Below are 26,517 nucleotides of genomic sequence, written 5' to 3' on the forward strand. Positions count from 1 at the left end.
CTTCAAAGGCCCAGCATCATCCGCACGATCGGCTCAAGACCACGCCCGAGCGCACGCGTATTCTCCGCATCAAGGTGAATGCCGTCGAGCGGCGTGGTCCTTGCGACGGAATTGCCGTCGAAGAAGCCACAGCCGAGTTCATCGGCAAGGTCACGGTAAAGCGTGGGAAGCTTTGCCGATTCCTCGATTCCGCCGGGGAAAGATGCTGCGAAGGGCACATTGCCCGTCTCGCAGATCGCCGGCGGCGCCACGATCAGGATATCCGGTCCATCGAATTCGAAGGGCCAGGCATGATTGCGGATCAGCCGCACCAGACGGCCGATACCCTGACATGCGGCAAAAGCCGAGCCTGCGACAACCGGCTTCATGTCGTTGGTGCCAAGCAGCAGAATGACGAGATCGAGCGGCGCATGCGTCTGCAGGATGGTCGGCAGAATGCGTGCGCCATTGCGATCGCAATCGGCAAGATGGTCGTCAAAGGCGGTGGTGCGGCCGTTCAGGCCTTCCGCGATGACGCGAGCCTCGCTTCCGAGCGTTGCCTGAAGCACGCTCGGCCAGCGGTTCTCGTAGGCATGACGGCCGATCGTGTCGGCGTCATACCCCCAGGTCAGCGAGTCACCATAGCAAAGAACAGTCTTCGTCATGTCCGCCCTCCCGCGTCCTGCTTAGACCAGCATGCCCATCGGATTTTCGATGTAGCCCTTGAAGGCCTGCAGCAGCTCGGCACCGAGAGCGCCGTCAACGCAACGATGATCGGTCGACAGCGTCACGGTCATGACCGTCGCAATCGCCATTTCGCCGTTCTTGACGATGACGCGCTGCTCACCCGCGCCGACTGCGAGGATCGTCGCATGCGGCGGATTGATGACGGCTGCGAAATTCTTCACGCCCATCATGCCCATATTGGAGACCGACGTCGTGCCGCCCTGATATTCCTCGGGCTTCAGCTTGCGGTCCTTCGCACGCTTGCCGAGATCACGCATCTCGTTTGAGATGACGGAGAGCGTCTTCTCCTCGGCCTTGCGGACGATCGGAGTGATCAAGCCGCCGGGGATGGAGACGGCCACGCCGACATCGGCGTGCTTGTGCTTGACCATGGCGCTTTCAGTCCACGAGACGTTGGCGTCAGGCACATCGCGCAAGGCCAAAGCCATGGCCTTGATGACCATGTCGTTGACAGAGAGCTTGTATGCCGGAGCGCCGTCCTTGCGGGGAGCGGCATCGTTCAGCTGGGCACGCAGCGCCATCAGCGCGTCGAGTTCACAATCGACCGAAACGTAGAAATGCGGAACGGTCTGCTTGGATTCGACAAGGCGGCGGGCGATCGTCTTGCGCATGCCGTCATGCGGCACGAGCTCGTAGGAGCCCTGCTCGAAGAGCTTGAGCACGGCTTCGTCCGAAGCGCCCTTCGGAGCGGCAGCGGCTGGGGCCGGTGCAGCAGCCTGCGGGGCAGCCGCAGCAGCAGCCGGGGCAGCTTTGGCGCCACCACCTGCTGCGACAGCCTCGATATCGCTCTTGACGACGCGGCCATGCGGGCCGGTGCCGGCAACGGCGGAAATATCGATACCGGCTTCCTTGGCAAGGCGGCGGGCAAGCGGAGAGGAGAACGTGCGCGCGCCGTTCGCAGAGACTGCAGCCGGCGCAGGAACAGCGGCCGGAGCCGACGGTGCCGGAGCAGGTGCGACCTCAGCCTTTGTTTCGGCCTGAGCCGGAGCAGGGGCAGCCTTCGGTGCCGGAGCGGCAGAGCCGGCGCCGCTTGCAGCAGCGGCGACATCTTCGCCATCGGCGGCGAGAACGGCGATCAGGGCATTGACCTTCACGCCTTCGGTACCGGCCGGAACGACGATCTTGGCAACAGTGCCTTCGTCGACAGCTTCGACTTCCATCGTCGCCTTGTCGGTTTCAATCTCGGCGATCACATCGCCGGACTTGACCTTATCGCCTTCCTTGACCAGCCACTTGGCCAGATTGCCTTCTTCCATGGTCGGAGAGAGGGCGGGCATCGTGATATTGATCGGCATGGAAAGGCCCTCCCCTTATTTGTAGCAAACGGCTTTCACCGCATCGACCACTTCGCCGACATTCGGAAGCGCGAGCTTCTCGAGATTGGCGGCGTAAGGCATCGGAACGTCCTTGCCTGCAATCGTCAGGATCGGCGCATCGAGGTAGTCGAAGGCCTGCTGCATGACGCGGGTGGCGACTTCGGTGCCGACGGAATTCTGCGGATAGCCTTCCTCGACGGTGACCAGGCGGCCGGTTTTCTTGACCGATTCGATCACGGTCGGAAGATCCATCGGACGAAGCGTGCGCAGATCGATCAGTTCGACATCGATGCCGAGCTTTTCAAGCTCGGCGACTGCCTTCGTCGCATAGGTCATGCCGATGCCGAAGGAGACGACGGTGGCATCCTTGCCCGGACGATGGATGCGGGCCTTGCCTATCGGCAGAACGAAATTATCAAGCTTCGGCACATCGAAATGCTGGCCGTAGAGAATTTCGTTTTCGAGGAAGACGACCGGGTTCGGATCCCGGATCGCAGCCTTCAGCAGACCCTTGGCGTCGGATGCCGTGTAGGGCATGACGACCTTCAGACCTGGGATCGCGCTGTACCAGGCCGCGTAGTCCTGGCTGTGCTGGGCGCCGACGCGGGCAGCAGCGCCATTCGGGCCGCGGAAGACGATCGGAGCGCCCATCTGGCCGCCAGACATGTAGAGCGTCTTCGCAGCGGAGTTGATGATCTGGTCGATCGCCTGCATGGCGAAGTTGAAGGTCATGAACTCGACGATCGGCTTCAGGCCGGCCATGGCAGCACCGACGCCGACGCCGGCAAAACCGTGTTCGGTGATCGGCGTGTCGATAACGCGGCGAGCGCCGAACTCCTGCAGAAGACCCTGGGTCACCTTGTAGGCGCCCTGATATTCGGCGACCTCTTCGCCCATGACGAAGACGTTGTCATCGGCGCGCATTTCTTCAGCCATGGCATCGCGAAGCGCTTCACGCACCGTCATCGACACCATCTCGGTACCATTAGGGATTTCCGGATCATTCGGCACGAAAGTCTTGGGTTCGGCCGGAACTGGAGCGGCAGCCGAACCAGTATTCGTCGGCTTCTCTTCCTGCGCGACCTGCGGGGCGGCAACTGGAGCCGGCTGAGCGGCAGCCGGGGCGGCAGAAATCGCGTCGGCGGATTCGCCGTCCTGCAGCAGGATAGCGATCTTGGCATTCACCTTGACACCTTCGGTGCCGGCCGGAACCAGCAGCTTGCCGATGACGCCTTCATCGACGGCTTCGACTTCCATCGTCGCCTTGTCGGTTTCAATTTCGGCAATCACGTCACCGGACGTGACCTTGTCGCCTTCATTCTTGAGCCACTTGGACAGCGTGCCTTCTTCCATCGTCGGAGAAAGGGCGGGCATGATGATATCGATAGGCATGGGTTCCCTCCCCGATTAGAGCAGAATGTCGGTATAGAGCTCGGATACATCCGGCTCCGGATCGGCTTGGGCGAAATCGGCGCTGTCGGCGACGATGTCGCGGACTTCCTTGTCGATCGCCTTCAGATCCTCTTCGGTCGCCCAGCCCTTTTCCATCACGCGCAGGCGCACCTGCTCGATCGGGTCCTGCTCGGAGCGCATCTTCTGCACTTCTTCCTTGGTGCGGTACTTTGCCGGGTCTGACATGGAGTGACCACGATAACGATAAGTCAGCATTTCCAGAATGATTGGCCCCTTGCCGGAGCGGCAATGTTCGAGCGCCTCGTCGGCAGCCGCCTTGACGGCGCGCACATCCATGCCGTCGACCTGGACACCGGGAATGCCGAAACCGGAACCGCGCAGCGAATAATTCGACTGCGCCGTGGCGCGGGCCGTCGAGGTGCCCATGGCGTAGCGGTTGTTTTCGACGATGTAGATGATCGGCAGTTTCCAGAGTGCTGCCATGTTGAAGCTTTCGTAGACCTGGCCCTGGTTGGCCGCACCGTCACCGAAATAGGCGACAGCAACCGAGTCGTTGCCGCGATACTTGTTGGCGAAGGCGAGACCGGTGCCGAGCGACACCTGCGCACCGACGATGCCGTGGCCGCCGTAGAAATGCTTCTCCTTGGAGAACATGTGCATGGAGCCGCCCTTGCCGCGCGAATAACCGCTGCGGCGGCCGGTCAGTTCGGCCATGACGCCGCGGGCTTCCATGCCGGTGGCCAGCATATGACCGTGGTCGCGATAGGCGGTGATGACCTGATCGCCTTCCTTCTGCGCCATCTGCATGCCGACGACGACAGCTTCCTGGCCGATATAAAGGTGACAGAAACCACCGATGAAACCCATGCCGTATAACTGGCCTGCCTTCTCCTCGAAACGGCGGATGAGCAGCATCTCGCGATAAGCCTTCAGCTCTTCCTCGCGATCGAAATCGGCGATGGGACCGCCATTCGATGCCTTGGCTGCAGATTTCGCACTGGTTTTGCGGCTGGAAACGGTCGCGGTTTTGCGCAACGCCATTCAACCCTCCCTATGGGTTTATCGGTTCTCAGGTGGCGCGTACCATAGGGAAGAAAAATGACCACAGCAATGCCATATTTGCATGGCTCATATTCGACATTAAATTATTGATAAACAATGGGAATTTTAAATTAACCTAAATTCGGTTAATTTCGGTAATGGTTGTAAATCACAATCTCGTCCGCGCGCGACATGTTGAGCTGATATCGCGCTTTTTCGTCGAGCATGTCCTTGTCCAGCGAGCCGTCACTGAGAAGCGCCACCTGCGCTTCCAAATGCTCGCGCTTGGCCTTGAGCACCGCCAATTCCTTTTCGCGCGCGACACGCTGGCGTTCGAATGCCTCCGTCGCACGCAGACCATAGTCACCATGAATGCAATGATAACCGAAATAGGAGAGAAAGGCGACCGTCATGGCCGGAATGACGAAGCGACCGGTTTTTCTCTTCTTATGATGCTTTGTCCACATACACTCATGCTCTGACGCATTACCAATCATTTCAACTTAACGCGCAGAGTTTAACCGTTCGTTGACTCTGAGCGTTTCCGGAAAAGACTCAATAAAAAACCCGCGCCGGAGCGCGGGTTCCAAATGCCTGATTTCCAAGATCGTACTAGCCGCGGATGATGGAGCGGCCGGCATACTGAGCCTGGGGGCCGAGACCTTCTTCTATGCGGATCAGCTGGTTGTACTTAGCAAGGCGATCCGAGCGCGACAGCGAGCCGGTCTTGATCTGGCCGCAGTTGGTGGCAACCGCGAGATCGGCGATCGTGGAGTCTTCCGTTTCGCCCGAACGGTGCGACATGACGGCAGTGTAGGCTGCCTTGTGCGCGGTGTTGACGGCGTCGAGGGTTTCCGTCAGCGAGCCGATCTGATTGACCTTGACGAGGATCGAATTGGCAACGCCCATGCGGATACCGTCGCGCAGACGAGCCGAGTTAGTAACGAAAAGGTCATCGCCGACGAGCTGGCACTTCTTACCGACAAGATCGGTCAGCGTCTTCCAACCTTCCCAATCGTCTTCCGCCATGCCGTCTTCGACGGAAATGATCGGGTACTTGCCGACGAGTTCGGCGAGGTATTCGGCCATTGCACCCGGTTCGAGCGTGCGACCTTCGCCTTCCATTACATACTTGCCGTCCTTGAAGAATTCCGTAGAGGCGCAATCGAGACCGAGATAGATGTCCTCACCCGGCTTGTAGCCGGCCTTCTCAACCGATTTCATGATGAAGTCGAGGGCTTCCGGAGCGCTCTTCAGGCCCGGCGCGAAACCGCCTTCGTCGCCGACGTTGGTGTTGTGTCCCTGGGCAGCGAGTTCCTTACGCAGCGTATGGAACACTTCCGAACCCATGCGGACGGCTTCACGGATCGAATCTGCACCAACCGGCAGGATCATGAATTCCTGGAAATCGATCGGGTTATCGGCGTGGGCGCCGCCGTTGATAATGTTCATCATCGGAACCGGCAGCAGACTTGCGGAAGCGCCGCCGACGTATCGGTAAAGCGGCAGGCCGGAGGCCTGCGCGGCGGCCTTGGCAACGGCGAGCGAAACGCCGAGGATGGCATTGGCGCCGAGGCGCGACTTGTTCGGCGTGCCATCAAGCTCGATCATGATCTTGTCGATCTGGATCTGATTTTCAGCGTCGATGCCGCCGATCGCGTCGAAGATCTCGGTATTTGCGGCTTCGACAGCCTTTTCGACACCCTTGCCGAGATAGCGCTTGCCGCCGTCGCGCAGTTCGACGGCTTCATGCGCGCCAGTCGAAGCTCCCGAGGGAACAGCCGCACGGCCCATGCTGCCGTCTTCGAGATAGACATCGACTTCGACGGTGGGGTTGCCACGGCTATCGAGAATCTCGCGGGCGATGATATCGGTAATTGCAGTCATGATTTTTTCCTGCTCGGTGGATGGATAAATCGTTTGAAACCGTCTTAATCAAAGGTGCGCAAATTACAATGGCACTTTGCGGCGCCTCCGAAGTGCATGTCCCATCGTCGCTATAGCACGATCATGTCAGGCTGTTGACTGTCAGCCCTTGGCGACCGCGTCGAAGGCGAGAAGCTTTTCCAAAAGCCGTGGCATCTCCTTGAGATAGACCATGTTCGGGCCATCGGAAGGAGCGTTGTCCGGATCCTCATGGGTTTCGATGAAAATACCCGCGACACCGGCGGCGACTGCCGCGCGCGCCAGCGTTTCGACGAATTCGCGCTGGCCACCGGAGGAATCGCCCTGCCCACCCGGCTGAGCAACGGAATGGGTGGCATCAAAGATCACAGGAGCGCCCATCCCCGCCATGATCGGCAGGGAGCGCATATCGGACACCAGAGTATTGTAGCCGAAGGAAACGCCTCGCTCGCAGAGCAATACATTCGGATTGCCGCTAGCATTCAGCTTGCCCAGCACGTTCTTCATGTCCCAGGGGGCGAGGAACTGGCCCTTCTTGACATTGACGGCACGACCCGTCTTGGCCGCGGCAACCAGAAGATCCGTCTGGCGGCAGAGGAAGGCTGGAATCTGTAGTACATCGACGGTTTCGGCGACAACAGCGCATTGTTCTGCCGTGTGAACGTCCGTCAGGACGGGAAAGCCGAACTCCTTCTTGAGATCGGCAAAAACTTCCATTGCCTTTTCCAAGCCGATACCGCGCTTGGCGGAAATAGAGGTACGGTTCGCCTTGTCATAGGAGGTCTTGTAGACGAGGCCGATGTCGAGCTTGGCGCACAACTCCTTCAGCGTGCCACCAACCATGAAAGCATGCTCGCGGCTTTCCATCTGGCACGGGCCTGCGATGAGCGAAAGCTTGGCGGAATTGGAAAACAGAACCTGGCCAGCGCCTTCGCCGATCCGGACCTCTGCATTGGTAGTGGAGCTCATGATGTTTCCTCGAAGGCGAAGAGCACGCCCTGTCCGGGCGTGGGCTTCACCAGAATACGGTTGCCCTTGCGTGTATAGGTCACCCCGTTAGCAGCCAAATGCGCTTCTGTCACGGCCAGATCGCCGACGGCAAAGAGGACGGCCCGGCCGCGCAGGCCGCGATCGGTATCCGGTATCACCAGATCGTAGTAGGCCTCCAGCCCCTCAGGGGTCATCAGGCTGATTTTCGCTTTTCCGGTAGGGACGTCCAGCCCGAAACTCGTTTCCTCCGCAGAGGCAGCTTTTGCGGCCGTGCGAACGAACTCGCTGAAGGCTGCCGGCTCCTGCGCGGTGAGAACAATCTCGGCAATGTTTGTCACGCCGTTGGCATGAGTCTCCAGCGCGCTGCGGTCGGCAGGAAGCGGGTTGACGCGCTCGACAGCGAAGAGAAAGAAATCCGGCGCCCGGAGATCGCCGGCAAAAGCGAGCCGAAAGCCGGCAACGCTTTCGGTACCATCAGGCATTTTCACAGGACGTTCGAACTGCAGCACAGAACCTGCACTTATGCCGTCCCTCGCGAACCGAGCATGTTCATGCCTCGCATCCGCTGTCGCGAAGGCGATGGCGGACAGTCCCTCGCCGCCGCAGCGGAAGCGGAAAGCCTGGTTGCGGGCAGTAAAAACATTCCCCTCACGCGCCGTCTCCTCGCTTTCCTCCACACTCGCCACACCCAACGGCTCGATATAGGTTTTATCGGCGAAGAAAACGCAGGCATTTTCCGTGCCAAAGGGATGTCGGGCATCGGGCGCGACGGTAAAGCCAAGCTTGCCCAGCCTTTCGCGCGCAAGATCAATATCGGTAACCGGCAAAACGAGATGATCGATCGGAAGCGTTTCTTGGCTCATCAGTTCCCTCCAGCAACTACAAGGAGATGTGCTTCAGCAAGCGCCATGAGACAAGGCCGGGAAGGCTTGGGGGCCAAGAAAAATAAAATTCTCGACAGAATGAACAGAAGTTTTACGAAAATTTAGCTACTTGCAGAACACATATGGAACATATAGTGTCCGTTCTGGATTTGTTTCAAGATGGGGTTAGACGCCATGCTTACGCGCAAACAACAGGAACTCCTTCTTTTCATTCACGAAAGGATGAAGGAGTCAGGCGTTCCGCCGTCTTTCGACGAAATGAAGGACGCTCTGGATCTGGCCTCAAAATCCGGTATCCATCGGCTGATCACGGCGCTCGAGGAACGCGGTTTCATTCGCCGGCTTCCGAACCGGGCTCGTGCGCTCGAAGTCATCAAATTGCCGGAAGCCTATAACCCAAGCCTGCAGCAGCGGCGCGGCTTTTCGCCGAGCGTCATCGAGGGCAGTCTTGGCAAACCCCAGCCGGTGGCACCTCCTGCCTCGGCAAAGCCCGCACCCGCGGCCGATAACAGCAATGCGGTCTCCGTTCCCGTCATGGGCCGCATCGCTGCCGGTGTTCCGATCTCGGCAATCCAGAACAATACGCATGACATCACCGTTCCCGCCGATATGCTGGGTTCAGGCGAGCATTATGCCCTCGAAGTTCGCGGCGACTCGATGATCGAAGCCGGGATTTTCGATGGCGACACGGTTATTATCCGCAATGGCAGCACCGCCAATCCGGGCGATATCGTCGTCGCGCTGGTCGATGACGAGGAAGCCACGCTCAAGCGCTTCCGCCGCAAGGGCGCATCGATTGCGCTCGAGGCAGCAAACCCTGCTTACGAGACCCGCATTTTTCCACCGGACCGTGTCAAGGTCCAGGGCAAGCTCGTCGGCCTCATTCGCCGCTATCACTGACCGGCGACAGGCTGGCGTCTGCGAATGTGTTGCTGCGCCAGTCATAGGCGCGGTGGCGCATCCAAGGGCGCCGCAATGTGTCGAATGCGATTGCGACCTCCGCTCCTTTATCGGTGAATCGAAGTTCAACAGAACCCGTCTTGCGCAGCGTTTCGCCGGTAAAGAGCAGCGCGCCGGAACGGCAACGGTCGAAGCGCAATCGAACAGCGGTCACGACAATATCAGCCGTATCACAGGCGGGCCCGAGATAGGCAGCATTGTCGATGACGGTCAGTTTCTTTCCATTGCCGAGCAAGGCGGTGCACCAGGCGCTCTTCAGGCAGGAGAAGCGTGAAGGGCGACCGGTGGCAACTGACTGTTTCATCGCCTCTCTCGCTTCATCCTGTTGTTCTGGCGAGAGCTGCAGCCTTTTGCCGTCTGGCGCAGTGGGTGGCGCCTTGGCAACTTGGAGCATAACCGGCTTCTGATGCTCTTCGATCGCAAGTGCCCTCTGCCATTGTTCGAAGATGAAGGCGGGCGGCTTTTCACGGTTCGAAGCCATCGCCTGTCCGTCGATTATAGCGACTAGGCCGCCATCTTCGGAAATGGCGATGTCGGGCATCGCTTGTGACGGAAGCAGCACTACAGCAAGCGTTGAGACCGCCACAATTGCGGTTCCCATGTGCTGCAGACGGGTTCTGAGCAGGGTCAGCAGCAGAAAGCCGAAGACGGCTGCCGGGAAGTACCAACCGGGCAAGCGGCCCACATCAATATTGCCACCCCAGCCCGATACCGTCGTTGCGATTTTTATCACCAGATCAAGCCCGAAGCCTGCAACCTGCCATACCGGACCATCAAGGCCAAAAGGCATCAGCAGCATCGCCAGCATCCCGGCCGGCATGACGATGAAGGAAATAACCGGCATAGCCGCGAGATTTGCCGGCAGGCCATAGGCAGTCAGGCGGTGGAAATGCTCGATCGAAAACAGTGCCGTCGAGAAACCACCGATCAACGACGTCAGGAAGACGCCCCCGAAGAATCCGCCGACGACGAAGAAGGGTTTCATGATCGGCAGCTTGGCAAAGGCATTCTCCCGCATCGGGCGCCCCTTCCAGAGATCGTAGCCGGCAACCAGGGCAAGCGTCGCGGCGAAAGACATCTGGAAGCTTGGTCCGAGCACTTCCGATGGCGAGACGGCGAGGATCACGAGAGCGGAAAGCGCCACGTTTCTGAGACTGATCGACGGACGGTCGAAGAAGACGGCTACCAGCATGATCGCCATCATGATGAAGGCGCGTTCGGCGGAGACGGCAAAACCCGAGATCAGATAGTAGGCCGTCACCGCAGCGAGCGCGCCGGCCGCCGCGATCTTCTTGGTCGGCCATGCCTGGGCAATGCCGGGAAACAGGCTGAGAATGACGCGGAGGCCGACAAAGAAGATGCCGGCGGAGAGCGCCATGTTGAGACCGGAGATCGCGATGATATGCGCAAGGCCGGATTGCCGCAGCGCTTCCGTCGTTTCATCCGAGATCGCCCGTCTCTCGTCGGTGACAAGTGAAGCGGCAAAGGCCCCGGTGTCGCCAGGCAGCGTAGAGCGAATCCGATCGCCGATGCCGGTTCTCAGGCTGTAGAGCCGTTCCAGAACGATCCCGGCGACCGAACCCGCTTGCTCCGGCTGTTCCGCAACCTTCTTCGGCGCGCCATAGAAGAAGCCGTTCGCACCAATGCCATCGAAATAGGCGCTGAAGGCGAAATCGTTGAGATGTGGGAGCGCCGGTCCGGCCGGAGGCGTGATGCGCGCCCTGCCCTCGATAACGTCGCCGAGTTCGAACGGCTGGGTGGCGCCGCGGACCAGCACGGAGATGCGTTCGGGCGGACGCTTGAGCTCGGGAGCATCCGTACCGGTGACGTCGAGAATATAACGCCAGCGCCCTTGGCCGTAGCCTTCTCGGCGTTCGACCCGGCCGGTTACCGTTGTCGTTACGGCTGAATCGAGGATCAGGGTCTTTGCCCGCCATGTTTCGATCTGCGCCGAGAGCATTCCGCCGACAAAGAGAAGCAGTGCGAGGAGCGTCGCCCGCAATTTGGTGCGGGCATGGCCGCAAAGCGCAACAGCGAGAACAAGCGCAAGCAGGCAGAGACCGAGGGAGACGGCCGGAAAATCCGAAGCTGCCAGAAACCAGGTCGCGGCACCCGCACCAAGGAAGACCGGCGAGATGAGGATGAGGCGACCGTGATCGGTCTCTTCGGCGGCCATCCGCATGGACGACCCGACGTATCGTTTCGCAACAGTCGCCAATCTCGATCGAAATGGGATCGCAACCTGCGTCCGAGCCGATTGCGTCACAATGGCGCGCGGAGCAATGCCTGCAAAATCCATTTTCTCACCAATGGATTGCGTCTGTCGTTCTCTTGTCTCTAACCCCGTCATATTCGCCTGGAGCTGCCCTTAATCCCAGCAGAATGCAACCTGAGATCAAAACGAGCAAACAATAATCGATTGAAATAAGAGGAAAATTCACAGGAACGAAAATCCAGTCAAATCATGGTGTTCTGATATGCATTTAGCTGATCGCTGCAGTGCCTAAAAGATAATGCCGCGATGCACAAAATGGCATCACGGTAACTTGGCATTAGCTTCCCGATCATATAGCTATCGCTGAGGACGCTTAACTCTTATGGCGCTTTTGCGGCGCCACCGCCACTCCGGAGGATCAGCATGACGGATCAAAGCGCTACAATCAAAATCGGTGAAAAATCAGTCGACCTGCCCGTGCGAAAAGGCACGGTTGGACCTGATGTCATCGATATCGGTGCACTCTACAAGAACACGGCTTCCTTCACCTACGATCCCGGGTTTACGTCGACCGCATCCTGTGAATCGAAGATCACCTATATCGACGGTGACGAGGGTGTGCTGCTGCATCGCGGCTATCCGATCGAGCAACTGGCCGAGCACGGCGACTTCCTCGAAGCCTGCTACCTGCTGCTTTACGGCGAACTGCCGACCGCAGCTCAGAAGAAGGACTTCGACTATCGCGTCACGCACCACACGATGGTGCACGAGCAGATGAGCCGCTTCTTCACCGGTTTCCGTCGCGACGCCCACCCGATGGCCGTCATGTGCGGCTGCGTTGGCGCGCTTTCGGCCTTCTATCACGACTCCACCGACATCACTGATCCGCATCAGCGCATGGTTGCCAGCCTGCGCATGATCGCCAAGATGCCGACGCTTGCCGCCATGGCCTATAAGTACCATATCGGCCAGCCCTTCGTTTACCCGAAGAACGACCTGGATTACGCATCCAACTTCCTGCGCATGTGCTTTGCCGTTCCCTGCGAGGAATATGTCGTCAATCCGGTGCTCGCACGCGCAATGGATCGCATTTTCATCCTGCATGCCGATCACGAGCAGAACGCCTCGACTTCGACGGTCCGTCTCGCCGGTTCGTCGGGTGCAAATCCGTTCGCCTGCATTGCCGCCGGCATCGCCTGCCTCTGGGGTCCCGCTCATGGCGGCGCCAATGAAGCAGCCCTCAACATGCTGACGGAAATCGGCACTGTCGATCGCATTCCGGAATATATCGCTCGCGCCAAGGACAAGAATGACCCGTTCCGCCTGATGGGCTTCGGTCATCGCGTCTACAAGAACTACGATCCGCGTGCCAAGATCATGCAGAAGACCACGCATGAAGTTCTGGGCGAACTCGGCATCAAGGACGATCCGCTTCTCGAAGTCGCCATGGAGCTGGAGCGCATCGCACTGACTGACTCCTACTTCATCGAGAAGAAGCTCTATCCGAACATCGACTTCTACTCCGGCATCACGCTGAAGGCCCTGGGCTTCCCCACGACCATGTTCACCGTGCTCTTCGCTCTGGCCCGCACCGTCGGCTGGATCGCGCAGTGGAACGAAATGATCGAAGATCCTGAACAGCGGATCGGCCGTCCGCGCCAGCTCTACATCGGCGAGCCAAAGCGCGATTACGTACCGGTCTCCAAACGCTAACCGCTGACTTCAAGACAAAAGAAAACCCGGTCAGAAACGGCCGGGTTTTTTGTTGGCGAGAACGTCGAGCAGGATCTGCGCCGCGTATTCCCCGGGCGGCTTCTCGGTCTGCATACGCTGCCAGATGAGATCATAGCCTTCCTTCATCGCCTTGAGCTGGTAGGTCTCGGCAGAGAGCCTTTCCATCCAGCGCGCGAGGCTTGCGCCGCGAACGATGTCATTCAGATATTCCGGTACGACCGCGTAGTCGGCAATCAGGTTGGGCAACGCGCCAGTCCAGGTCTTGATGCCCGAGGTCAACATGCGCATGATCCAATCGACCTTGTAGGCAGAGACGACGGGAACATTCGCAAGCGCCAGTTCCAGGATCACGGTTCCTGACGCCGCCATTGCAGCATCGGCTTCGGCGAAAGCTCTCCACTTCGCCTCAGCGCCGACGACTATCTCCGGTTTGACCGTCCACCCGGCCGTTATTTCGCGCACGAGCGCTTCCTTATGCGACACGGTCGGCAGGATGAAGCGCTTTGCGCTGTTGCGCGCGACGAGTTCACTCGTTGCGACCCCGAAATAGGGCAGGAGTTTTTTGATTTCGGACGATCGGGAACCGGGAAGAAGCAGAATGGGGCCGTTGCCCGGCTGTCTGCCGGCGCGAAGGCGCCGCGTTTCGAGCAGCGCAGGATCTGCGACCAGCCGATGACCGACGTAGGTTGTCTGCGGCCCGTTGAGGCGCTGCATCGCCTCCGGTTCGAACGGGAGCACAGCCAGCACATGATCGACATAGGCGAGCATGCGCTGAGCGCGATACTCCTTCCAGGCCCAGACACTCGGACAGACATAGTCGACAACAGGCAGGTCAGGCAAGGCCGTGCGCACGCGCTTGGCGACACGATGGGTGAAATCCGGGCTGTCGATGATGAGCAGGATATCGGGCTTTGCCGCGATGATCGCCGCCGTCGCCTGTCGGATAAGGGACCAGAGCTTCGGCAGTTTCCCCAGCACCTGCGTGATGCCCATGATGGAAAGTTCGGAAAAATCAAAGAGCGATTTCAGCCCCTCGGCCTGCAACCCCTCACCGCCGACGCCAACAAGTTCGATCGGTCCGGAATGGATTTTCCTAAGCTCGGCAATGAGATCAGCGCCCAAAAGATCGCCGGAGACTTCGCCGGCTATGACGGCAATCTTCAGCGGACCTTCACTCATTGAAGCCCCCATCCCGGCAAGCCCTTGTCAATACCACAGACAAAAAGACCATTCTCATCCGCGACCTTGATCAGCGTGTCGCGATCAAGCACAAGCGACCGGCCGGCTTCGATGGCGACGCCGGCAAGACCAGCGGCCTTAGCGTTGAGAATCGTGGAGACGCCGATCGCCGGCAAGTCGGCGCGGATATCCTGCTGCGGCTTGCAAAGCTTGACCAGCACGCCGCGGCGGCGCTGCGAAATACGGCCCGCGGCTCTCAGAACCGTGACACGTTCGAGCATACCATCCGTGCCTTCCACGCCTTCCACGGCGACGACACGTCCACCGATCGAGACGGCGCCCTGGCCGATATCCAGGCCACCCAGCACCCCGGCCGCCTCGGCTGCGCGCTCGATATCACGGTGGTCCTCTTTGTTGGGCGAAACAGCGCCGAGGGGACCCGCGGTCGTCAGCAGATCGGGCGCAATCTCATGGGCGCCGACGACGCGTAGCCCCCTACCCTCTATCAGCTTGATGACCATCTGCAGCACGGTATCGTCACCGCCGGACAGAAGAGTACGGATGGCGGCGGGAACCTTGGTCAGGATACGCAGCGTTGGCCGAACTTCGCGCCAGTCCGGCCGTCGACGGACACTGCCCGACATGACAACGCGGCCGATGCCGTATCTCTTGAAAAGCCGATCGAGCGAAGCGAAATCGCCAATGCCGATCATTGCATGATCGAAGCCGTCCCAGCGACGGTCGCTTTCATCCTTCAGGATAACGATGACAGGGTCTTCGCCGGCCAAACGCGCAGCCTCGGCAACATAGGACGGCAGAAGGCCGCCGCCAGCTATAATCGCCAGCCGGCCTTCAGCGGTTTCGGCAGCGGAAGCCACAGATCAGCCCTTCTGCCCCCGGCTTGGCGAAGACAATGCGCGGTCACTTTCAGCTGCGATGAAATCGAGGATCTCGATTACTTGTTCGCAATCGCTATATACGTCGCGAATCTTGGCAGCATTCTCGCGAATCGAACCGGCGCCCTCGAAGATCGCCTTATAAGCGCGGCGAACCGTATGGATGACCGCGCGATCAACGCCGGCGCGAGTCATGCCTACGACGTTGAGACCGCTCAGGACGCCCGGATTGCCGTTCAGCATGCCGTAGGGGATGACATCGTAGCTGACGGCGGAAAGACCGCCGACGAAGGCGTATTTGCCAACGCGGGTGAACTGGTGCACGGCTGCGCCGCCGCTGATGATCGCGTGATCGCCTATGGATACATGGCCAGCCAGCATGACGTTATTTGACATAATGACATTGTTGCCCACGCGGCAATCATGGGCGACATGCGAATAGGCGAGGAAAAGGCTGTTGTCACCGATAACAGTCGAACCGCCATGTTCGACGGTTCCGGTGTTCATCGTGACGCCTTCTCTAATCGTGCAATTGCGCCCGATGATCAGCGTCGTGTCCACAGCACTATGGCGAGCGCTCTGAGAATCGCCGCCAATGACGGCAGAAGGAAATATGCGCGTACCGGCGCCGACAGTTGTGCGACCTAGCACAACGACGTGGCTGATCAGTTCGACATTATCGTGGAGCGTTACATTGGAGCCGACGTGACAGAACGGGCCGACTACCACGCCTTCACCAACCACGGCACCGTCCTCGACCACGGCCATAGGGTGGATTCTGGCGCTTGCGGCGATCATGCTCATGCGTTGTCCTTGCGTACGATCATCGCGCCGATATCGGCCTCGGCGACGAGCGCGCCATCGACCTTTGCGTCGCAATGGAATTTCCAGATATTGCCGCGCTGCTTGATTTTCTGCACGTGATATTCAACGCGGTCGCCTGGGACGACGGGCTTGCGGAAGCGGGCATTGTCGATCGTCATGAAGTAAACGAGGTTGCCGGTCTGGCCTTCCTTCTTGGCGCAGATAGCGCCTGCAGTCTGAGCCATGCCTTCGACAAGCAGCACACCCGGCATGATCGGCGCTTCAGGGAAATGGCCGGTAAAATGCGGTTCATTGACGGTCACGTTCTTGATGCCGACAGCGGCGTTATCACCATCGATATCGACGATCTTGTCGACCATCAGAAAGGGATAACGATGCGGCAGGAGCTTCATGATCTCCAGGATATCAGCCGAAGAAAGCGTGCTGGCTGCTTCCTCAATCATTCTTGTCTCCCTTTTTTCCGCGCGCTCCGGATTTTGCCATGAGCTGGGCTACATCTTTCAGATATTCATTTAGAGGACGTGCAGGTATTCCGCCATAGCGACCGCCCGCAGCAAGATCGGTCATAACCCCGCTTTTTGCGGCGATCTGTACGCCATCACCTATGGTGATATGTCCCTTGAGACCGACCTGTCCACCTATCTGCACGCCATCGCCGACGATTGTGCTGCCGGCAAGACCGACCTGTGAAACGATGGCACAATGGCGCCCGATGCGGACGTTGTGGCCGACTTGAACCTGGTTGTCGATCTTGGTTCCCTCGCCGATGACCGTATCGTCCATGGCGCCGCGATCGATCGTCGTATTGGCGCCGATCTCGACATTGTCCTGGATAATTACCCGGCCGATCTGCACGATCTTGATCATGCCACGTGGGCCTGGTGCATAACCGAATCCATCCTGACCGATACGGACGCCGTTGTGGATGATGACGCCATTGCCGATCAGCGCGCAAAGAATGCTCACCCCCGTTGCGATCGAACCGTTGCGGCCGATCTTGACGTTGGGACCGATGATCGACTGGGCGCCGATGCGTGTGCCTTCGCCGATCTCTGCGCCGGGACCGATGATCGCCATCGGCTCGACGATCACGCCCTTCTCCAGGCGCGCGGTCGGATCGACGATAGCGCTCGGCGCGATCTCGGTCTCGCCGGACGAAAACGTCACCGGCTTCAGAGCAGCGGGATAGAGATACCCACCCGCCATCGCAAAGGCGGCATGCGGATTGGAAGAGATCACCACGGGAATATGCGGCGGCACCAGCTCGGCAAGCGCCTTGTCGCAGATCACGGCCGAAGCCTCGCAGCTCAGCAGTTCATCGCGATTGCGGCGAGAGAGGATATAACAGATATCCCCTTCCCGCGCCCTGGCTATCGGAGAGACCGAGCGGATGATGACATCGGCATGTGCGGAATTGCCAAGCTCTGCCCCAAGAAATTGCGCCAGCTCTACAAGCTTCACGCCTTCATGGGGCAGAAAAAAACTATTTTGCTCCATCGGCAAAACTCCAGAACGGAATTGAAATTTACAGTTCCGGACTGCCGATATCAGAATTGGTTGTTAATGCCAAACTTGAAGCGCTGGGTCTTGTCGAAGTCTTCCTTCAGGACCGGGATCGCATAATCGACGCGAAGCGCGCCGAAGGGCGACTGCCAGATCAGACCGAGACCAACCGAAGCACGCAGGGAGGAACCGTCACCTTCTTCGGTGTCTGCCCCAAGAAGCTCGACATCGTTGCCGAACAGCGTGCCGGCATCCGCAAAGACTGCGCCGCGCAGGTTGAAGTCACGCGGGAAGCCCGGCATCGGGAACGTCGCTTCGGCGGAAGCGGTGAAGTAAGTCGTACCACCAAGCGGATCGTCCGGGTTGGTGATGCGCGGGCCGATACCCTTGTTCTCGAAGCCGCGAATATCGGAATTGGTCAGCGTGAACTGATCGAAGACGTTCAGGTGATCGCCGAAGCCGACAACATAACCTGCCGATGCCGAGAGCGAGCCGATGATGTCGGCGTCGTCAGCGAGCAGATGGTAGTAACGGGCCTTACCATAGATCTTGTAGTACTGAGAATCGCCGCCGAGGCCAGCAATTTCCTGCGTCGCAGTGGCGTAGATACCTTCACGCGGCAGGACAGTGTCATCCAGCGTATTGTAGGTCAGCGTCTGGGAGACGGAAGAGCGCGTCCACGGGCTTTCATCGACCAGGTTCGCATAGGTCGCAGACAGATCGGCCGTATTGCCGTCGTACTTCATCTGCTTGTAGTTGTAGCGGAACGTCGTCGCCAGATCTTCCGTGATCGGCGCCGTTACGCGCAGGACCACGCTGGTTTCTTCGTAGTCGTAGTTGTCGTTGCTCGATGTCTCGCTGTGATTGACGTCGAAACCGGCGGCAAGACGATAGCCGAGGAAGTAGGGTTCGGTGAAGTTAAGACCGTAAGCGCGCGAGCCTTCCTGGCCGCCACCGGCCGAAATGCGGATATACTGGCCGCGGCCGAGGAAGTTCTTTTCTTCGATCGAAGCCTCAAGCAACAGGCCGTCGCCGCCAGCCGCATAACCGGCGCCGATACCGAACGAACCGGTCGACTGATCTTGCACGTCAACAACGATGACCACGCGATCGGGCGAACTGCCCGGCTGGGTCGAAATGTTAACCGCGGAGAAATAGCCGAGCGCTTCAAGACGACGCTTTGCGCGAGTGATCATCTGCTGATTGAAGGCATCGCCTTCGCTGAGATCGAACTCGCGGCGGATAACGTAATCGCGCGTGCGGCTGTTGCCGCGGATTTCGATACGCTCGACATAGGCACGCTCGCCCTGGTCGACGAGGTATTCGACGCCGATTGTATTGTTGTTCAGGTCGCGGTTGCCGCGCGGCGTGACCCGCGCGAAAGGATAACCAGCCGAAGCAACCTGATCAGAAATCGCCTCGATGGACTTCTGGACTTCCTTGGCGCTGTAGACCTGGCCTTCGTGGGTCCTGACGAGAGACTGGAGCTGTTGCGCATCGACGCCTTCAACAGTCGACTGGACGCTGACCGGGCCGAAATCATAACGCGGACCTTCTTCGATGTTGAATGTCAGCGTGTACTTGTTCGTCGCCTCGTCGAAAGCGGCATCGGAAGAAACGATGCGCATGTCGGCGTAACCGCGGTTGTAATAGAACTGGCGCAGTGCGTCTTCATCAGCGTGCAGCTTGTCTTCGTTGTAGACGTCCTTGCGGGTCAGGAACGAAAGAAAGTTCGAACGCTTTGTCTGAATGACCGCGGCGAGACGGCCGGCGCTGTAGGCTTGATTGCCGACGAAATTGATAGCGGCGATCTTGGTGCGGTCGCCTTCATTGATGACGAAAGCGAGGTTGACGCGGCCCTCACCGAGCGGCACGACCTGCGTCGTCACCTCGACTTCGCTGCGGCCGGTCGCGGCATAGGCTTCCTTGATCGCCGCGATGTCGGCCTGGATCTGCGCATCGCTATAGGGACCTGCGGCATGCGTCTTGACGACGGCTGCCAGCTTGTCATCCTTGACTTTGCGGTTGCCGTTGAAGACCACCTGGTTGACGAGCTGCGCTTCCTGAACGTTGACGACGAGGGTGCTGCCGGAAACCGAAATCTTGACATCGGAGAAGTAACCGGTGCCGTAAAGCTGCTTTACGGAGTCATCGATGTCGGTGTTGGAGAAGCTCTTGCCGGGGGCAATGGTGAGGTTCGACCGGACGGCCTCAGCACCGACGCGGCTTGCACCGCGCACGTCGATCCGCTGAATGACGGCAGCTTCCGCAGCCGTAGCCGAAACGAAAGTCAAAGCACCTGCGCCAGAAGCAACAACACCAGCAGACAGCGCAATCGCCGATACTGCGTTCAAAAATCTTGAACCAGCCTTCATTTCACCCATTACCTTTTTTCCCTCGTCTCCGGCCCCGGGAAAGCCCCGATTCCGGCCACGTGTGTCGTTTTACCCGCTTTTGACATACAAGCAAGGGAGCTCGTTAATTTCTGTTTACTTCATTTCGAAGCGTGACCCATTCGCCACTACAGCTTTGAAACATCGTAAATAAACAGTAATTTTCCCTCATTCATACGCGCTAGCCGATGAGCGCGCTAATGTCATTCCAGGTAGCAAAAACCATTAATGTAAGCACCATGGCCAGACCAATGCGAAACGCAATTTCCTGAGCCGAAGAACCCAGCGGCCTTCCCCTAACCGCTTCCACCGCATAGAACATCAGGTGGCCGCCATCAAGTACCGGAACCGGCATCAAATTCAGCAATCCAATCGAAACTGACAAAACCGCAGCGAGCTGCAGCAACGCACCCATTCCAAGCGTAGCCATCTGGCCCGAAGCTTGCGCCACGCGGATCGGACCGCCCAATTGGTCGGGTTTCATCGATCCATCGAGCAGGTTGCCGATGTATTTGAAGGTGCCGGTGACGATATGCCAGGTCTGGATCACACCTTCACGCAGCGCTTCCAGCGGCGTGAAAGTCTGAAGACGGAAGTGGCCGACCTCTTCATTCGTGACGATCCCGATCAGCCCGACCTCGATCTTGTTGCCGAACTGGTCCGTGATGTCGGTGCGCTGAGGCACCATCGGCAGGTCCATCTTTTCGCCGTTACGCTCGACGGTCACGACAATGTTCTGGTTTGGACGAATGCTGACATAGCGGCGCACGTCGTCGAAGGTCTGGACCTTGGTGCCGTCGATAGAGAAGAGCAGATCGCCCGGCAGTACACCGGCTGCTGCGGCGGCACTGTCCGGTTTCACCTCCGCAACGACGGGATCGGACACCGTGCGGCCATAGATCGCGAAAAGAAGTGTGAAGATGGCAATGGCCAGGATGAAATTGGCGATCGGGCCGGCTGCGACGGTTGCGGCACGCTTCCACAGCTTTGCGCCAGCGAAGGAACGTTCGCGCTCTTCGTCCGTCATCGCGGCGAGCCGGTCAGCATCCGGCTTGCTGGACGCATCCTCATCGCCGAAAAATCGCACATAGCCGCCGAGCGGGATCGCCGATATCTTCCAGCGCGTTCCGTGGCGATCGGTAAAGCCAGCAATCTCCGGGCCGAAGCCGACGGAAAAGGCAAGGATGCGGATTCCGCTCCAGCGCCCGACCAGATAATGGCCCATCTCATGCACGAAGACGAGCAGCGACAGCACGATGACGAAGGGGACGATATAGCCCGTCAAAAAACCGAATATGCCGGTCACCGCTTCCATGAGTTCCTTCTTCTATCTGGCCGCAACGATCAAAGGCCGAGCAATGCCGCACCAAGCGACGTCGTTCCGCCGCCCTTTATCAGCGAAAAAAGGCCAGCAAGCAAGAACGCTGAAAAACAGGCGAAAATCAGTCCGTCGACTCGGTCCATGACCCCACCATGTCCCGGAATGAGACGGCTGGAGTCCTTCACGCCGAATTTTCGCTTGATGAAGCTTTCGAAAAGATCGCCCGACTGGCTGAAAACGGACAGGACGAGCGCGATCACCGCAGCGCGGTCCTGGGCTTCCGGAATAAGAAAGTGGACAATGACGGCTCCGGCAATCACGGCCGAAATGGCGCCGCCGACAGCTCCCGACCAGGTTTTGCCGGGCGATATGCGCGGAGCAAGCTTTGGACCACCAATCGCACGCCCCACGAAATAGGCGAGAATATCGGTCGCCCAGACCACGGCGAAGATGAAGAGCATCGCATAGAGGCCGAATGTTTCATCGCCGCGGATTGCAGCAAGCGCCAATCCAGTACCGCCGGCATATAAAAGCCCCGGCGCAAACCAGCGGCTGGCCCGGTGCAGAAAGATCATGGCGATGCCGAGAGCGGTCAAGACGATCAGCATTCCGAGCGCGTAGTCGAACGCGCCTGCCAACACGAGCAGGGCAACCAGAACCTCCCCCACCCAGCCGAGCACATTCGTGACCGTGTCGCGTGCGATACCCGTGATCGTCGACCATTCGTAATAGATGAGAAGCGCGATAGCTGCCGCCAAAATGCGGAAGATAAAGCCGCCATACCAGGTGGCGGCAAGAACGATGATCGCGAGAATCAGGCCTGAAACGATGCGGAGCTTCAGTTCCTGCTTCATCAGGTGTTCACTGCTGCGGCCTGCGCGGAAAGACCGCCGAAGCGGCGATCGCGCGAGGCAAATTTTTCAAGTGCCGAAAGGAAAAGCTCACGGCTGAAATCCGGCCAGTATTCAGGCAGGAAGACGAATTCCGAATAGGCAGCCTGCCATAGCAGGAAGTTGGACAGCCGCTCTTCGCCGCTGGTACGGATGATGAGATCAGGGTCGGGGATGCCGGCGGTATCGAGCCGGGCGTCGATCAACGCGGGCGTGATATCCTTCGCTCTGAGGCGCCCCTCCTCCACGTCCTTGGCAAGACTCATCATGGCGCGTGCAATCTCATCGCGAGAGCCGTAGTTGAAGGCAATGACGAGTGTCAGTGCCGTATTGGCCCTCGTCGTCTCCTCGGCTTCCAGCAGAAGTTTGAGGATATCGCTGCGCAGGTTGACGCGGTCGCCGATCACCCTGATGCGCACATTCTGCCGGTGAAGCTCGGCCAGATCGCTGCGAATGAAAGCCTTCAGCAGGCCAAGTAGATCACTGACCTCGGCCTCCGGACGGCGCCAGTTCTCCGAGGAAAAGGCGAAGAGCGTCAGGTATTTGATGCCAAGATCGCCGGCAGTACGCACGGTCTGGCGAACGGTCTCGACCGCCCTGCGGTGTCCCATCGTCCGCGGCAGGCCGCGCTGCTTTGCCCACCGGCCGTTGCCATCCATAATGATCGCAACATGTTCTGGCGCAGTCAAAAATGAGGTTTCCAACATTTTCCGTCCGGTCTTTCTTGGCGAGGACGCAAGTATACTAGACTTGCATGATTTCCTTTTCTTTCTCGCCAAGCAAGCGGTCGATTTCCAAAATCGTCTCATCCGTCATTTTCTGAACGCGCTCCGACTGTGCCCGGCTTTCGTCCTGGCCGATTACGCCATCCTTTTCGGCTTTCTTAAGGCCGTCCATGCCGTCGCGGCGAACATGGCGAATCGCAACCTTGCTCTTTTCGGCATAGTCGTGGGCGACCTTGACGAGAGATTTGCGGCGCTCTTCGTTGAGTTCCGGCAACGGGATGCGGAGGTTCTGGCCGTCGACGATCGGATTGAGGCCGAGATTCGATTCGCGAATGGAACGATCTACGGCACCGACCATGCTCTTGTCCCAGACGGATACCGTCAGCATGCGCGGCTCCGGCACGGTGATGTTGGCAACCTGGTTCAGCGGCATGCGCGAACCATAGGCTTCTACCGTCACCGGATCGAGAATGTTGGCCGAAGCGCGGCCCGTACGCAGCGATGCAATGTCGCTCTTGAACGCGGAAATGGCACCATCCATGCGGCGCTTCAATTCCTTGATGTCGATACCTTCACTCATGTCTATGCTCCCGTCTCAGAAGATTTGCGCCGGCAACGGCGCAGCTCCCTATCAGTTGTCGGATACGATGGTCTTGAGACCACCACCCGTCAAGATTTCAGCGAAACGTCCCTTCTCGTGAATCGAGAAAACGACGATCGGAATGGAATTCTCGCGCGCGAGTGCAACAGCGGCCACATCCATGACCGCAAGGCCCCGGTCGAGAACCTCCTTGTGCGTCAGATGGTCGAAACGCGTCGCTTCCGGATCCTTCTTCGGATCGGCGGTGTAAATACCGTCGACCTGCGTGCCCTTGAAGATTGCCTCGGCGCCCATTTCAGCGGCGCGCAGTGCTGCAGCAGAATCAGTGGTGAAGAAAGGATTGCCCGTGCCGCCGGCGAAAATCACCACCCTGCCTAGCGACAGGTGATACAACGTGGCGCGCTGCGAGAAGCTTTCGCAGATTTCCGGCATGGAGATTGCCGACAGAACCACAGTGTCGATGTTCAGCTTGCGCAGCGAGGTTGCGAGCGCCAGCGCGTTGATGACCGTGCCGAGCATGCCCATGTGGTCGCCGGTAACGCGGTCGCCGCCTTTGGACGCAACCGCCACGCCGCGGAAGATGTTACCGCCGCCGATGACGACGCCGACTTCAACGCCCATCTGCCGTGCATCGGCAATGTCGGACGCGATGCGGTCTGCCACCGCAACGTCGATCCCGAAGCCCTGGGCACCCATCATGGCTTCCCCGGAAGCCTTGAGTAGAACACGTTTGTAGATTGGTTCCGACGTCATGTTGGCTCCTCGTATATTGCCGCAATTGCCCGATACACGAAGGGCACCGCGTTGTCACGCGATGCCCTTCGGTTTTCCCAAATATGGCTGAAAGATCAGCCCTTGGCGACAGCAGCAACTTCGGCTGCGAAGTCGGTCTCTTCCTTCTCGACGCCTTCGCCGAGGAGCAGACGGGCCATGCCCACGACTTCGATCGCAGCGCCGGCTTCTTTTTCGGCTGCCTTGACCGCAGCACCGACCGTCAGGTCCGGATTGATGACGAAAGACTGCGAGAGAAGGGCGACTTCTTCGAAGAATTTGCGCATGCGGCCTTCGACCATCTTTTCGATGATGGCTTCCGGCTTGCCGGATTCGCGGGACTGCTCGATGAAGACGTTGCGTTCGCGTTCGGCGACTGCGGCATCGACTTCTTCGGCACGGATCGCCAGCGGATTGGTCGCAGCAATGTGCATGGCAACCTGGCGGCCAATCGAAGACAGAACGGCCTTGTCGCCGACCGACTTCAGCGCGACGAGAACGCCGAGCTTGCCGATGCCGTCGCCGGCAGCGTTGTGGATGTAGGTCGCGACGACGCCGTGCTCGACTTCCAGCTTGGCTGCACGACGAAGCGTCATGTTTTCGCCGATGGTCGCGATCGCTTCCTTGACGGTGTCGGCAACCGGCTTGCCGGATGCCGGATAGGTCGCAGCCGAAATGGCTTCGACGGTGCCGTCGGTGGAGAGCGCAACTTCGGCGATGCCGCGTGCGAGATCCTGGAAGGCATCGTTACGTGCAACGAAGTCGGTTTCGGAATTGAGCTCGATGACGACAGCCTTGTGACCGGCGCCGGCGATAGCGACCAGGCCTTCAGCAGCGGCGCGGCCGGACTTCTTGTCGGCCTTGGAGATGCCCTTGGCGCGCAGCCAGTCGATCGCGGCTTCGATATCGCCGTTGGTCTCGGTCAGCGCCTTCTTGCAGTCCATCATCCCTGCGCCGGACTTTTCGCGCAGTTCCTTCACCAGTGCAGCCGTAATCTCGGTCATAAGCTTCCTCTTGTCGGTTTATACGGTGGCCCGCGGAACGCGGCGCGGCACCGGATTGAGGCACGAAATGTACCTGTATGTATGACAGCGTTATGAAGACGCGTCATAACAGAATTCATGGAGGCACAAGCTGTGACAGCTTCCGCCTGAAACAGGCAAGGCCGCCGAACTTCTGAGAGTCGCGAGCGGCCTTTCCCAATCTTTGCAAGCTTCGGCGGAGTCGTATTCCGCCTGCTTTATCAGGCTTCGGCTGCCTCATCGAGCGCCGGCTCGAACGGAACTTCCGTCGATGCGCCGAGGTCGCGGCCAGATCCGCTCTGCTGACGGGCGATACCATCGATCGCAGCGCGGGCGATCAGATCGCAGTAGAGAGCGATGGCGCGCGAGGCGTCGTCGTTGCCCGGGATCGGATAGTCGATCAGGTCCGGATCGCAGTTCGAGTCGATGATGGCGACGACCGGGATGCCGAGGCGCTTGGCTTCGTCGATCGCGATCTTTTCCTTGTTGGTGTCGATGATGAACATCAGGTCCGGCGTGCCGCCCATGTCCTTGATACCGCCGAGGGCCTTATCGAGCTTTTCGCGCTCGCGCTCGAGGTTCAGGCGCTCCTTCTTAGAGTAGCCGGACTGCTCGGAAGACAGAATTTCGTCGAGCTTGCGCAGGCGCTGGATCGAGTTGGAGATCGTCTTCCAGTTCGTCATCATGCCGCCGAGCCAACGCGAGTTGACGTAGTACTGGGCAGAACGCTTGGCCGAGTCAGCGATCAGCTCGGAAGCCTGACGCTTCGTGCCGACGAAGAGAACGCGGCCGCCACGAGCAACGGTGTCGGACACGACCTGCAGGGCGCGCGACAGCATCGGAACGGTCTGAGCCAGGTCGATGATATGGATGTTGTTACGATCGCCGAAAATGTAGGGCTTCATCTTCGGGTTCCAGCGGTGCGTCTGGTGACCGAAGTGGACGCCTGCTTCGAGCAGCTGGCGCATAGAAAAATCAGGCAATGCCATGCCTTGTTACTCCTTTTCCGGTTGAACCTCCGCAAGGCGAACAGCATCCTCTTCGAAGATGCCACCGGGCGGAAAAGCCGGATTTCTCCCCGACGATCCCATGCCTTACGTGTGGAATGGGCGTGGCCTTACATTCGATTTGCCGCAAAAGCAAGGCTCGTGCCAAAAAAACTGCCGAGAACGGACGAATGAGCGCGCCGCCGATACATACGCATCGC

24 protein-coding genes are annotated in these 26,517 nt (G+C 59.1%); 2 read left to right on the top strand and 22 right to left on the bottom strand.

Annotation, left to right across the window (positions count from 1 at the left end):
* Positions 1 to 2: 2 nt before the first annotated feature.
* From FHT92_RS00425 to FHT92_RS00460, 8 genes are all read right to left on the bottom strand, one after another.
* A complete protein-coding gene (locus FHT92_RS00425; protein ID WP_183747429.1) occupies positions 3 to 644 on the bottom strand; it encodes an SGNH/GDSL hydrolase family protein in 642 nt (213 codons plus the stop codon).
* Positions 645 to 665: 21 nt separating this feature from the next.
* Positions 666 to 2,021, bottom strand: coding sequence for a pyruvate dehydrogenase complex dihydrolipoamide acetyltransferase (locus FHT92_RS00430; RefSeq protein ID WP_183747433.1), 1,356 nt, complete (start codon positions 2,019 to 2,021; stop codon positions 666 to 668).
* 15 nt (positions 2,022 to 2,036) lie between these two features.
* Complete coding sequence (locus FHT92_RS00435; protein ID WP_183821880.1) at positions 2,037 to 3,434, bottom strand: pyruvate dehydrogenase complex E1 component subunit beta; 1,398 nt, start codon at positions 3,432 to 3,434, stop codon at positions 2,037 to 2,039.
* A 15-nt stretch (positions 3,435 to 3,449) separates the two neighbouring features.
* Complete coding sequence (gene pdhA, locus FHT92_RS00440) at positions 3,450 to 4,496, bottom strand: pyruvate dehydrogenase (acetyl-transferring) E1 component subunit alpha (RefSeq protein ID WP_183821882.1); 1,047 nt, start codon at positions 4,494 to 4,496, stop codon at positions 3,450 to 3,452.
* Between the two features lie 146 nt (positions 4,497 to 4,642).
* Positions 4,643 to 4,963, bottom strand: a complete 321-nt coding sequence (locus FHT92_RS00445) for an FtsB family cell division protein (protein ID WP_112547821.1) — start codon at positions 4,961 to 4,963, stop codon at positions 4,643 to 4,645.
* Between the two features lie 145 nt (positions 4,964 to 5,108).
* Positions 5,109 to 6,383 carry a phosphopyruvate hydratase gene (gene eno, locus FHT92_RS00450; protein ID WP_183747445.1) on the bottom strand — a complete coding sequence of 425 codons (1,275 nt, stop codon included), beginning with the start codon at positions 6,381 to 6,383 and terminating at the stop codon, positions 5,109 to 5,111.
* 141 nt (positions 6,384 to 6,524) lie between these two features.
* Positions 6,525 to 7,370: a 3-deoxy-8-phosphooctulonate synthase gene (gene kdsA / locus FHT92_RS00455; protein WP_183821884.1), complete on the bottom strand. Its 846-nt coding sequence runs from the start codon at positions 7,368 to 7,370 to the stop codon at positions 6,525 to 6,527.
* Positions 7,367 to 8,254: a VOC family protein gene (locus FHT92_RS00460; RefSeq protein WP_183821885.1), complete on the bottom strand. Its 888-nt coding sequence runs from the start codon at positions 8,252 to 8,254 to the stop codon at positions 7,367 to 7,369. The genes kdsA and FHT92_RS00460 overlap by 4 nt, the downstream gene beginning before the upstream one ends.
* A 195-nt stretch (positions 8,255 to 8,449) precedes the next feature.
* On the opposite strand from FHT92_RS00460, the gene lexA reads away from it, so the two are divergent.
* Positions 8,450 to 9,175 carry a transcriptional repressor LexA gene (gene lexA / locus FHT92_RS00465; protein WP_183747453.1) on the top strand — a complete coding sequence of 242 codons (726 nt, stop codon included), beginning with the start codon at positions 8,450 to 8,452 and terminating at the stop codon, positions 9,173 to 9,175.
* Here lexA and FHT92_RS00470 read toward each other — a convergent pair.
* Positions 9,156 to 11,585, bottom strand: a complete 2,430-nt coding sequence (locus FHT92_RS00470) for a ComEC/Rec2 family competence protein (protein ID WP_409527126.1) — start codon at positions 11,583 to 11,585, stop codon at positions 9,156 to 9,158. The two genes, lexA and FHT92_RS00470, sit on opposite strands and share 20 nt — an antisense overlap.
* Positions 11,586 to 11,873: 288 nt before the next feature.
* Between FHT92_RS00470 and gltA the strand changes: the two genes are divergently transcribed.
* On the top strand, positions 11,874 to 13,163 hold the full coding sequence (gene gltA / locus FHT92_RS00475; RefSeq protein WP_183821889.1) for a citrate synthase: 1,290 nt from the start codon (positions 11,874 to 11,876) through the stop codon (positions 13,161 to 13,163).
* Between the two features lie 30 nt (positions 13,164 to 13,193).
* Here gltA and lpxB read toward each other — a convergent pair whose 3' ends face one another.
* The 13 genes from lpxB to rpsB all read right to left on the bottom strand — a co-directional run bounded on the left by lpxB (position 13,194) and on the right by rpsB (position 26,299).
* Positions 13,194 to 14,363 carry a lipid-A-disaccharide synthase gene (gene lpxB / locus FHT92_RS00480; protein WP_183821891.1) on the bottom strand — a complete coding sequence of 390 codons (1,170 nt, stop codon included), beginning with the start codon at positions 14,361 to 14,363 and terminating at the stop codon, positions 13,194 to 13,196.
* Positions 14,360 to 15,241 carry an LpxI family protein gene (locus FHT92_RS00485; RefSeq protein ID WP_183821893.1) on the bottom strand — a complete coding sequence of 294 codons (882 nt, stop codon included), beginning with the start codon at positions 15,239 to 15,241 and terminating at the stop codon, positions 14,360 to 14,362. The genes lpxB and FHT92_RS00485 overlap by 4 nt, the downstream gene beginning before the upstream one ends.
* Before the next feature lie 3 nt (positions 15,242 to 15,244).
* Complete coding sequence (gene lpxA / locus FHT92_RS00490) at positions 15,245 to 16,063, bottom strand: acyl-ACP--UDP-N-acetylglucosamine O-acyltransferase (protein ID WP_183747465.1); 819 nt, start codon at positions 16,061 to 16,063, stop codon at positions 15,245 to 15,247.
* Positions 16,060 to 16,527, bottom strand: a complete 468-nt coding sequence (gene fabZ / locus FHT92_RS00495) for a 3-hydroxyacyl-ACP dehydratase FabZ (RefSeq protein WP_183821896.1) — start codon at positions 16,525 to 16,527, stop codon at positions 16,060 to 16,062. The genes lpxA and fabZ overlap by 4 nt, the downstream gene beginning before the upstream one ends.
* The gene (gene lpxD, locus FHT92_RS00500) at positions 16,520 to 17,581 is read right to left on the bottom strand and encodes a UDP-3-O-(3-hydroxymyristoyl)glucosamine N-acyltransferase (protein ID WP_183747471.1); all 1,062 of its coding nucleotides are present in this window, start codon (positions 17,579 to 17,581) and stop codon (positions 16,520 to 16,522) included. The genes fabZ and lpxD overlap by 8 nt, the downstream gene beginning before the upstream one ends.
* A gap of 50 nt (positions 17,582 to 17,631) precedes the next feature.
* Entirely contained in the window at positions 17,632 to 19,962 is a 2,331-nt protein-coding gene (bamA, locus tag FHT92_RS00505; RefSeq protein ID WP_183747614.1) for an outer membrane protein assembly factor BamA, read from the bottom strand.
* A gap of 199 nt (positions 19,963 to 20,161) precedes the next feature.
* Positions 20,162 to 21,295: an RIP metalloprotease RseP gene (rseP, locus tag FHT92_RS00510; protein WP_183821898.1), complete on the bottom strand. Its 1,134-nt coding sequence runs from the start codon at positions 21,293 to 21,295 to the stop codon at positions 20,162 to 20,164.
* 29 nt (positions 21,296 to 21,324) lie between these two features.
* Complete coding sequence (locus FHT92_RS00515; RefSeq protein WP_183821899.1) at positions 21,325 to 22,155, bottom strand: phosphatidate cytidylyltransferase; 831 nt, start codon at positions 22,153 to 22,155, stop codon at positions 21,325 to 21,327.
* A complete protein-coding gene (locus tag FHT92_RS00520) occupies positions 22,155 to 22,898 on the bottom strand; it encodes an isoprenyl transferase (RefSeq protein ID WP_183821900.1) in 744 nt (247 codons plus the stop codon). The genes FHT92_RS00515 and FHT92_RS00520 overlap by 1 nt, the downstream gene beginning before the upstream one ends.
* Before the next feature lie 37 nt (positions 22,899 to 22,935).
* Positions 22,936 to 23,496 carry a ribosome recycling factor gene (gene frr / locus FHT92_RS00525; RefSeq protein ID WP_113322813.1) on the bottom strand — a complete coding sequence of 187 codons (561 nt, stop codon included), beginning with the start codon at positions 23,494 to 23,496 and terminating at the stop codon, positions 22,936 to 22,938.
* 51 nt (positions 23,497 to 23,547) lie between these two features.
* Positions 23,548 to 24,270: a UMP kinase gene (gene pyrH / locus FHT92_RS00530; RefSeq protein WP_183747484.1), complete on the bottom strand. Its 723-nt coding sequence runs from the start codon at positions 24,268 to 24,270 to the stop codon at positions 23,548 to 23,550.
* Between the two features lie 95 nt (positions 24,271 to 24,365).
* The gene (gene tsf, locus FHT92_RS00535; RefSeq protein ID WP_183747487.1) at positions 24,366 to 25,292 is read right to left on the bottom strand and encodes a translation elongation factor Ts; all 927 of its coding nucleotides are present in this window, start codon (positions 25,290 to 25,292) and stop codon (positions 24,366 to 24,368) included.
* 239 nt (positions 25,293 to 25,531) lie between these two features.
* Positions 25,532 to 26,299, bottom strand: coding sequence for a 30S ribosomal protein S2 (gene rpsB, locus FHT92_RS00540; RefSeq protein ID WP_183747491.1), 768 nt, complete (start codon positions 26,297 to 26,299; stop codon positions 25,532 to 25,534).
* Positions 26,300 to 26,517: the final 218 nt, after the last annotated feature.

The sequence above is a fragment of the Rhizobium sp. BK377 genome (assembly GCF_014193935.1).
Taxonomy (GTDB): Bacteria; Pseudomonadota; Alphaproteobacteria; order Rhizobiales; family Rhizobiaceae; genus Rhizobium.

Excerpts from the sequence above, each read along its gene's own strand:
- FHT92_RS00425 (WP_183747429.1), bottom strand. The coding sequence starts at position 644 with ATGACGAAGACTGTTCTTTGCTATGGTGACTCGCTGACCTGGGGGTAT.
- FHT92_RS00430 (WP_183747433.1), bottom strand. The coding sequence starts at position 2,021 with ATGCCGATCAATATCACGATGCCCGCCCTCTCTCCGACCATGGAAGAA.
- FHT92_RS00435 (WP_183821880.1), bottom strand. The coding sequence starts at position 3,434 with ATGCCTATCGATATCATCATGCCCGCCCTTTCTCCGACGATGGAAGAA.
- pdhA (WP_183821882.1), bottom strand. The coding sequence starts at position 4,496 with ATGGCGTTGCGCAAAACCGCGACCGTTTCCAGCCGCAAAACCAGTGCG.
- FHT92_RS00445 (WP_112547821.1), bottom strand. The coding sequence starts at position 4,963 with ATGTGGACAAAGCATCATAAGAAGAGAAAAACCGGTCGCTTCGTCATT.
- eno (WP_183747445.1), bottom strand. The coding sequence starts at position 6,383 with ATGACTGCAATTACCGATATCATCGCCCGCGAGATTCTCGATAGCCGT.
- kdsA (WP_183821884.1), bottom strand. The coding sequence starts at position 7,370 with ATGAGCTCCACTACCAATGCAGAGGTCCGGATCGGCGAAGGCGCTGGC.
- FHT92_RS00460 (WP_183821885.1), bottom strand. The coding sequence starts at position 8,254 with ATGAGCCAAGAAACGCTTCCGATCGATCATCTCGTTTTGCCGGTTACC.
- lexA (WP_183747453.1), top strand. The coding sequence starts at position 8,450 with ATGCTTACGCGCAAACAACAGGAACTCCTTCTTTTCATTCACGAAAGG.
- FHT92_RS00470 (WP_409527126.1), bottom strand. The coding sequence starts at position 11,585 with ATGACGGGGTTAGAGACAAGAGAACGACAGACGCAATCCATTGGTGAG.
- gltA (WP_183821889.1), top strand. The coding sequence starts at position 11,874 with ATGACGGATCAAAGCGCTACAATCAAAATCGGTGAAAAATCAGTCGAC.
- lpxB (WP_183821891.1), bottom strand. The coding sequence starts at position 14,363 with ATGAGTGAAGGTCCGCTGAAGATTGCCGTCATAGCCGGCGAAGTCTCC.
- lpxA (WP_183747465.1), bottom strand. The coding sequence starts at position 16,063 with ATGAGCATGATCGCCGCAAGCGCCAGAATCCACCCTATGGCCGTGGTC.
- fabZ (WP_183821896.1), bottom strand. The coding sequence starts at position 16,527 with ATGATTGAGGAAGCAGCCAGCACGCTTTCTTCGGCTGATATCCTGGAG.
- lpxD (WP_183747471.1), bottom strand. The coding sequence starts at position 17,581 with ATGGAGCAAAATAGTTTTTTTCTGCCCCATGAAGGCGTGAAGCTTGTA.
- bamA (WP_183747614.1), bottom strand. The coding sequence starts at position 19,962 with ATGAAGGCTGGTTCAAGATTTTTGAACGCAGTATCGGCGATTGCGCTG.
- rseP (WP_183821898.1), bottom strand. The coding sequence starts at position 21,295 with ATGGAAGCGGTGACCGGCATATTCGGTTTTTTGACGGGCTATATCGTC.
- FHT92_RS00515 (WP_183821899.1), bottom strand. The coding sequence starts at position 22,155 with ATGAAGCAGGAACTGAAGCTCCGCATCGTTTCAGGCCTGATTCTCGCG.
- FHT92_RS00520 (WP_183821900.1), bottom strand. The coding sequence starts at position 22,898 with ATGTTGGAAACCTCATTTTTGACTGCGCCAGAACATGTTGCGATCATT.
- frr (WP_113322813.1), bottom strand. The coding sequence starts at position 23,496 with ATGAGTGAAGGTATCGACATCAAGGAATTGAAGCGCCGCATGGATGGT.
- pyrH (WP_183747484.1), bottom strand. The coding sequence starts at position 24,270 with ATGACGTCGGAACCAATCTACAAACGTGTTCTACTCAAGGCTTCCGGG.
- tsf (WP_183747487.1), bottom strand. The coding sequence starts at position 25,292 with ATGACCGAGATTACGGCTGCACTGGTGAAGGAACTGCGCGAAAAGTCC.
- rpsB (WP_183747491.1), bottom strand. The coding sequence starts at position 26,299 with ATGGCATTGCCTGATTTTTCTATGCGCCAGCTGCTCGAAGCAGGCGTC.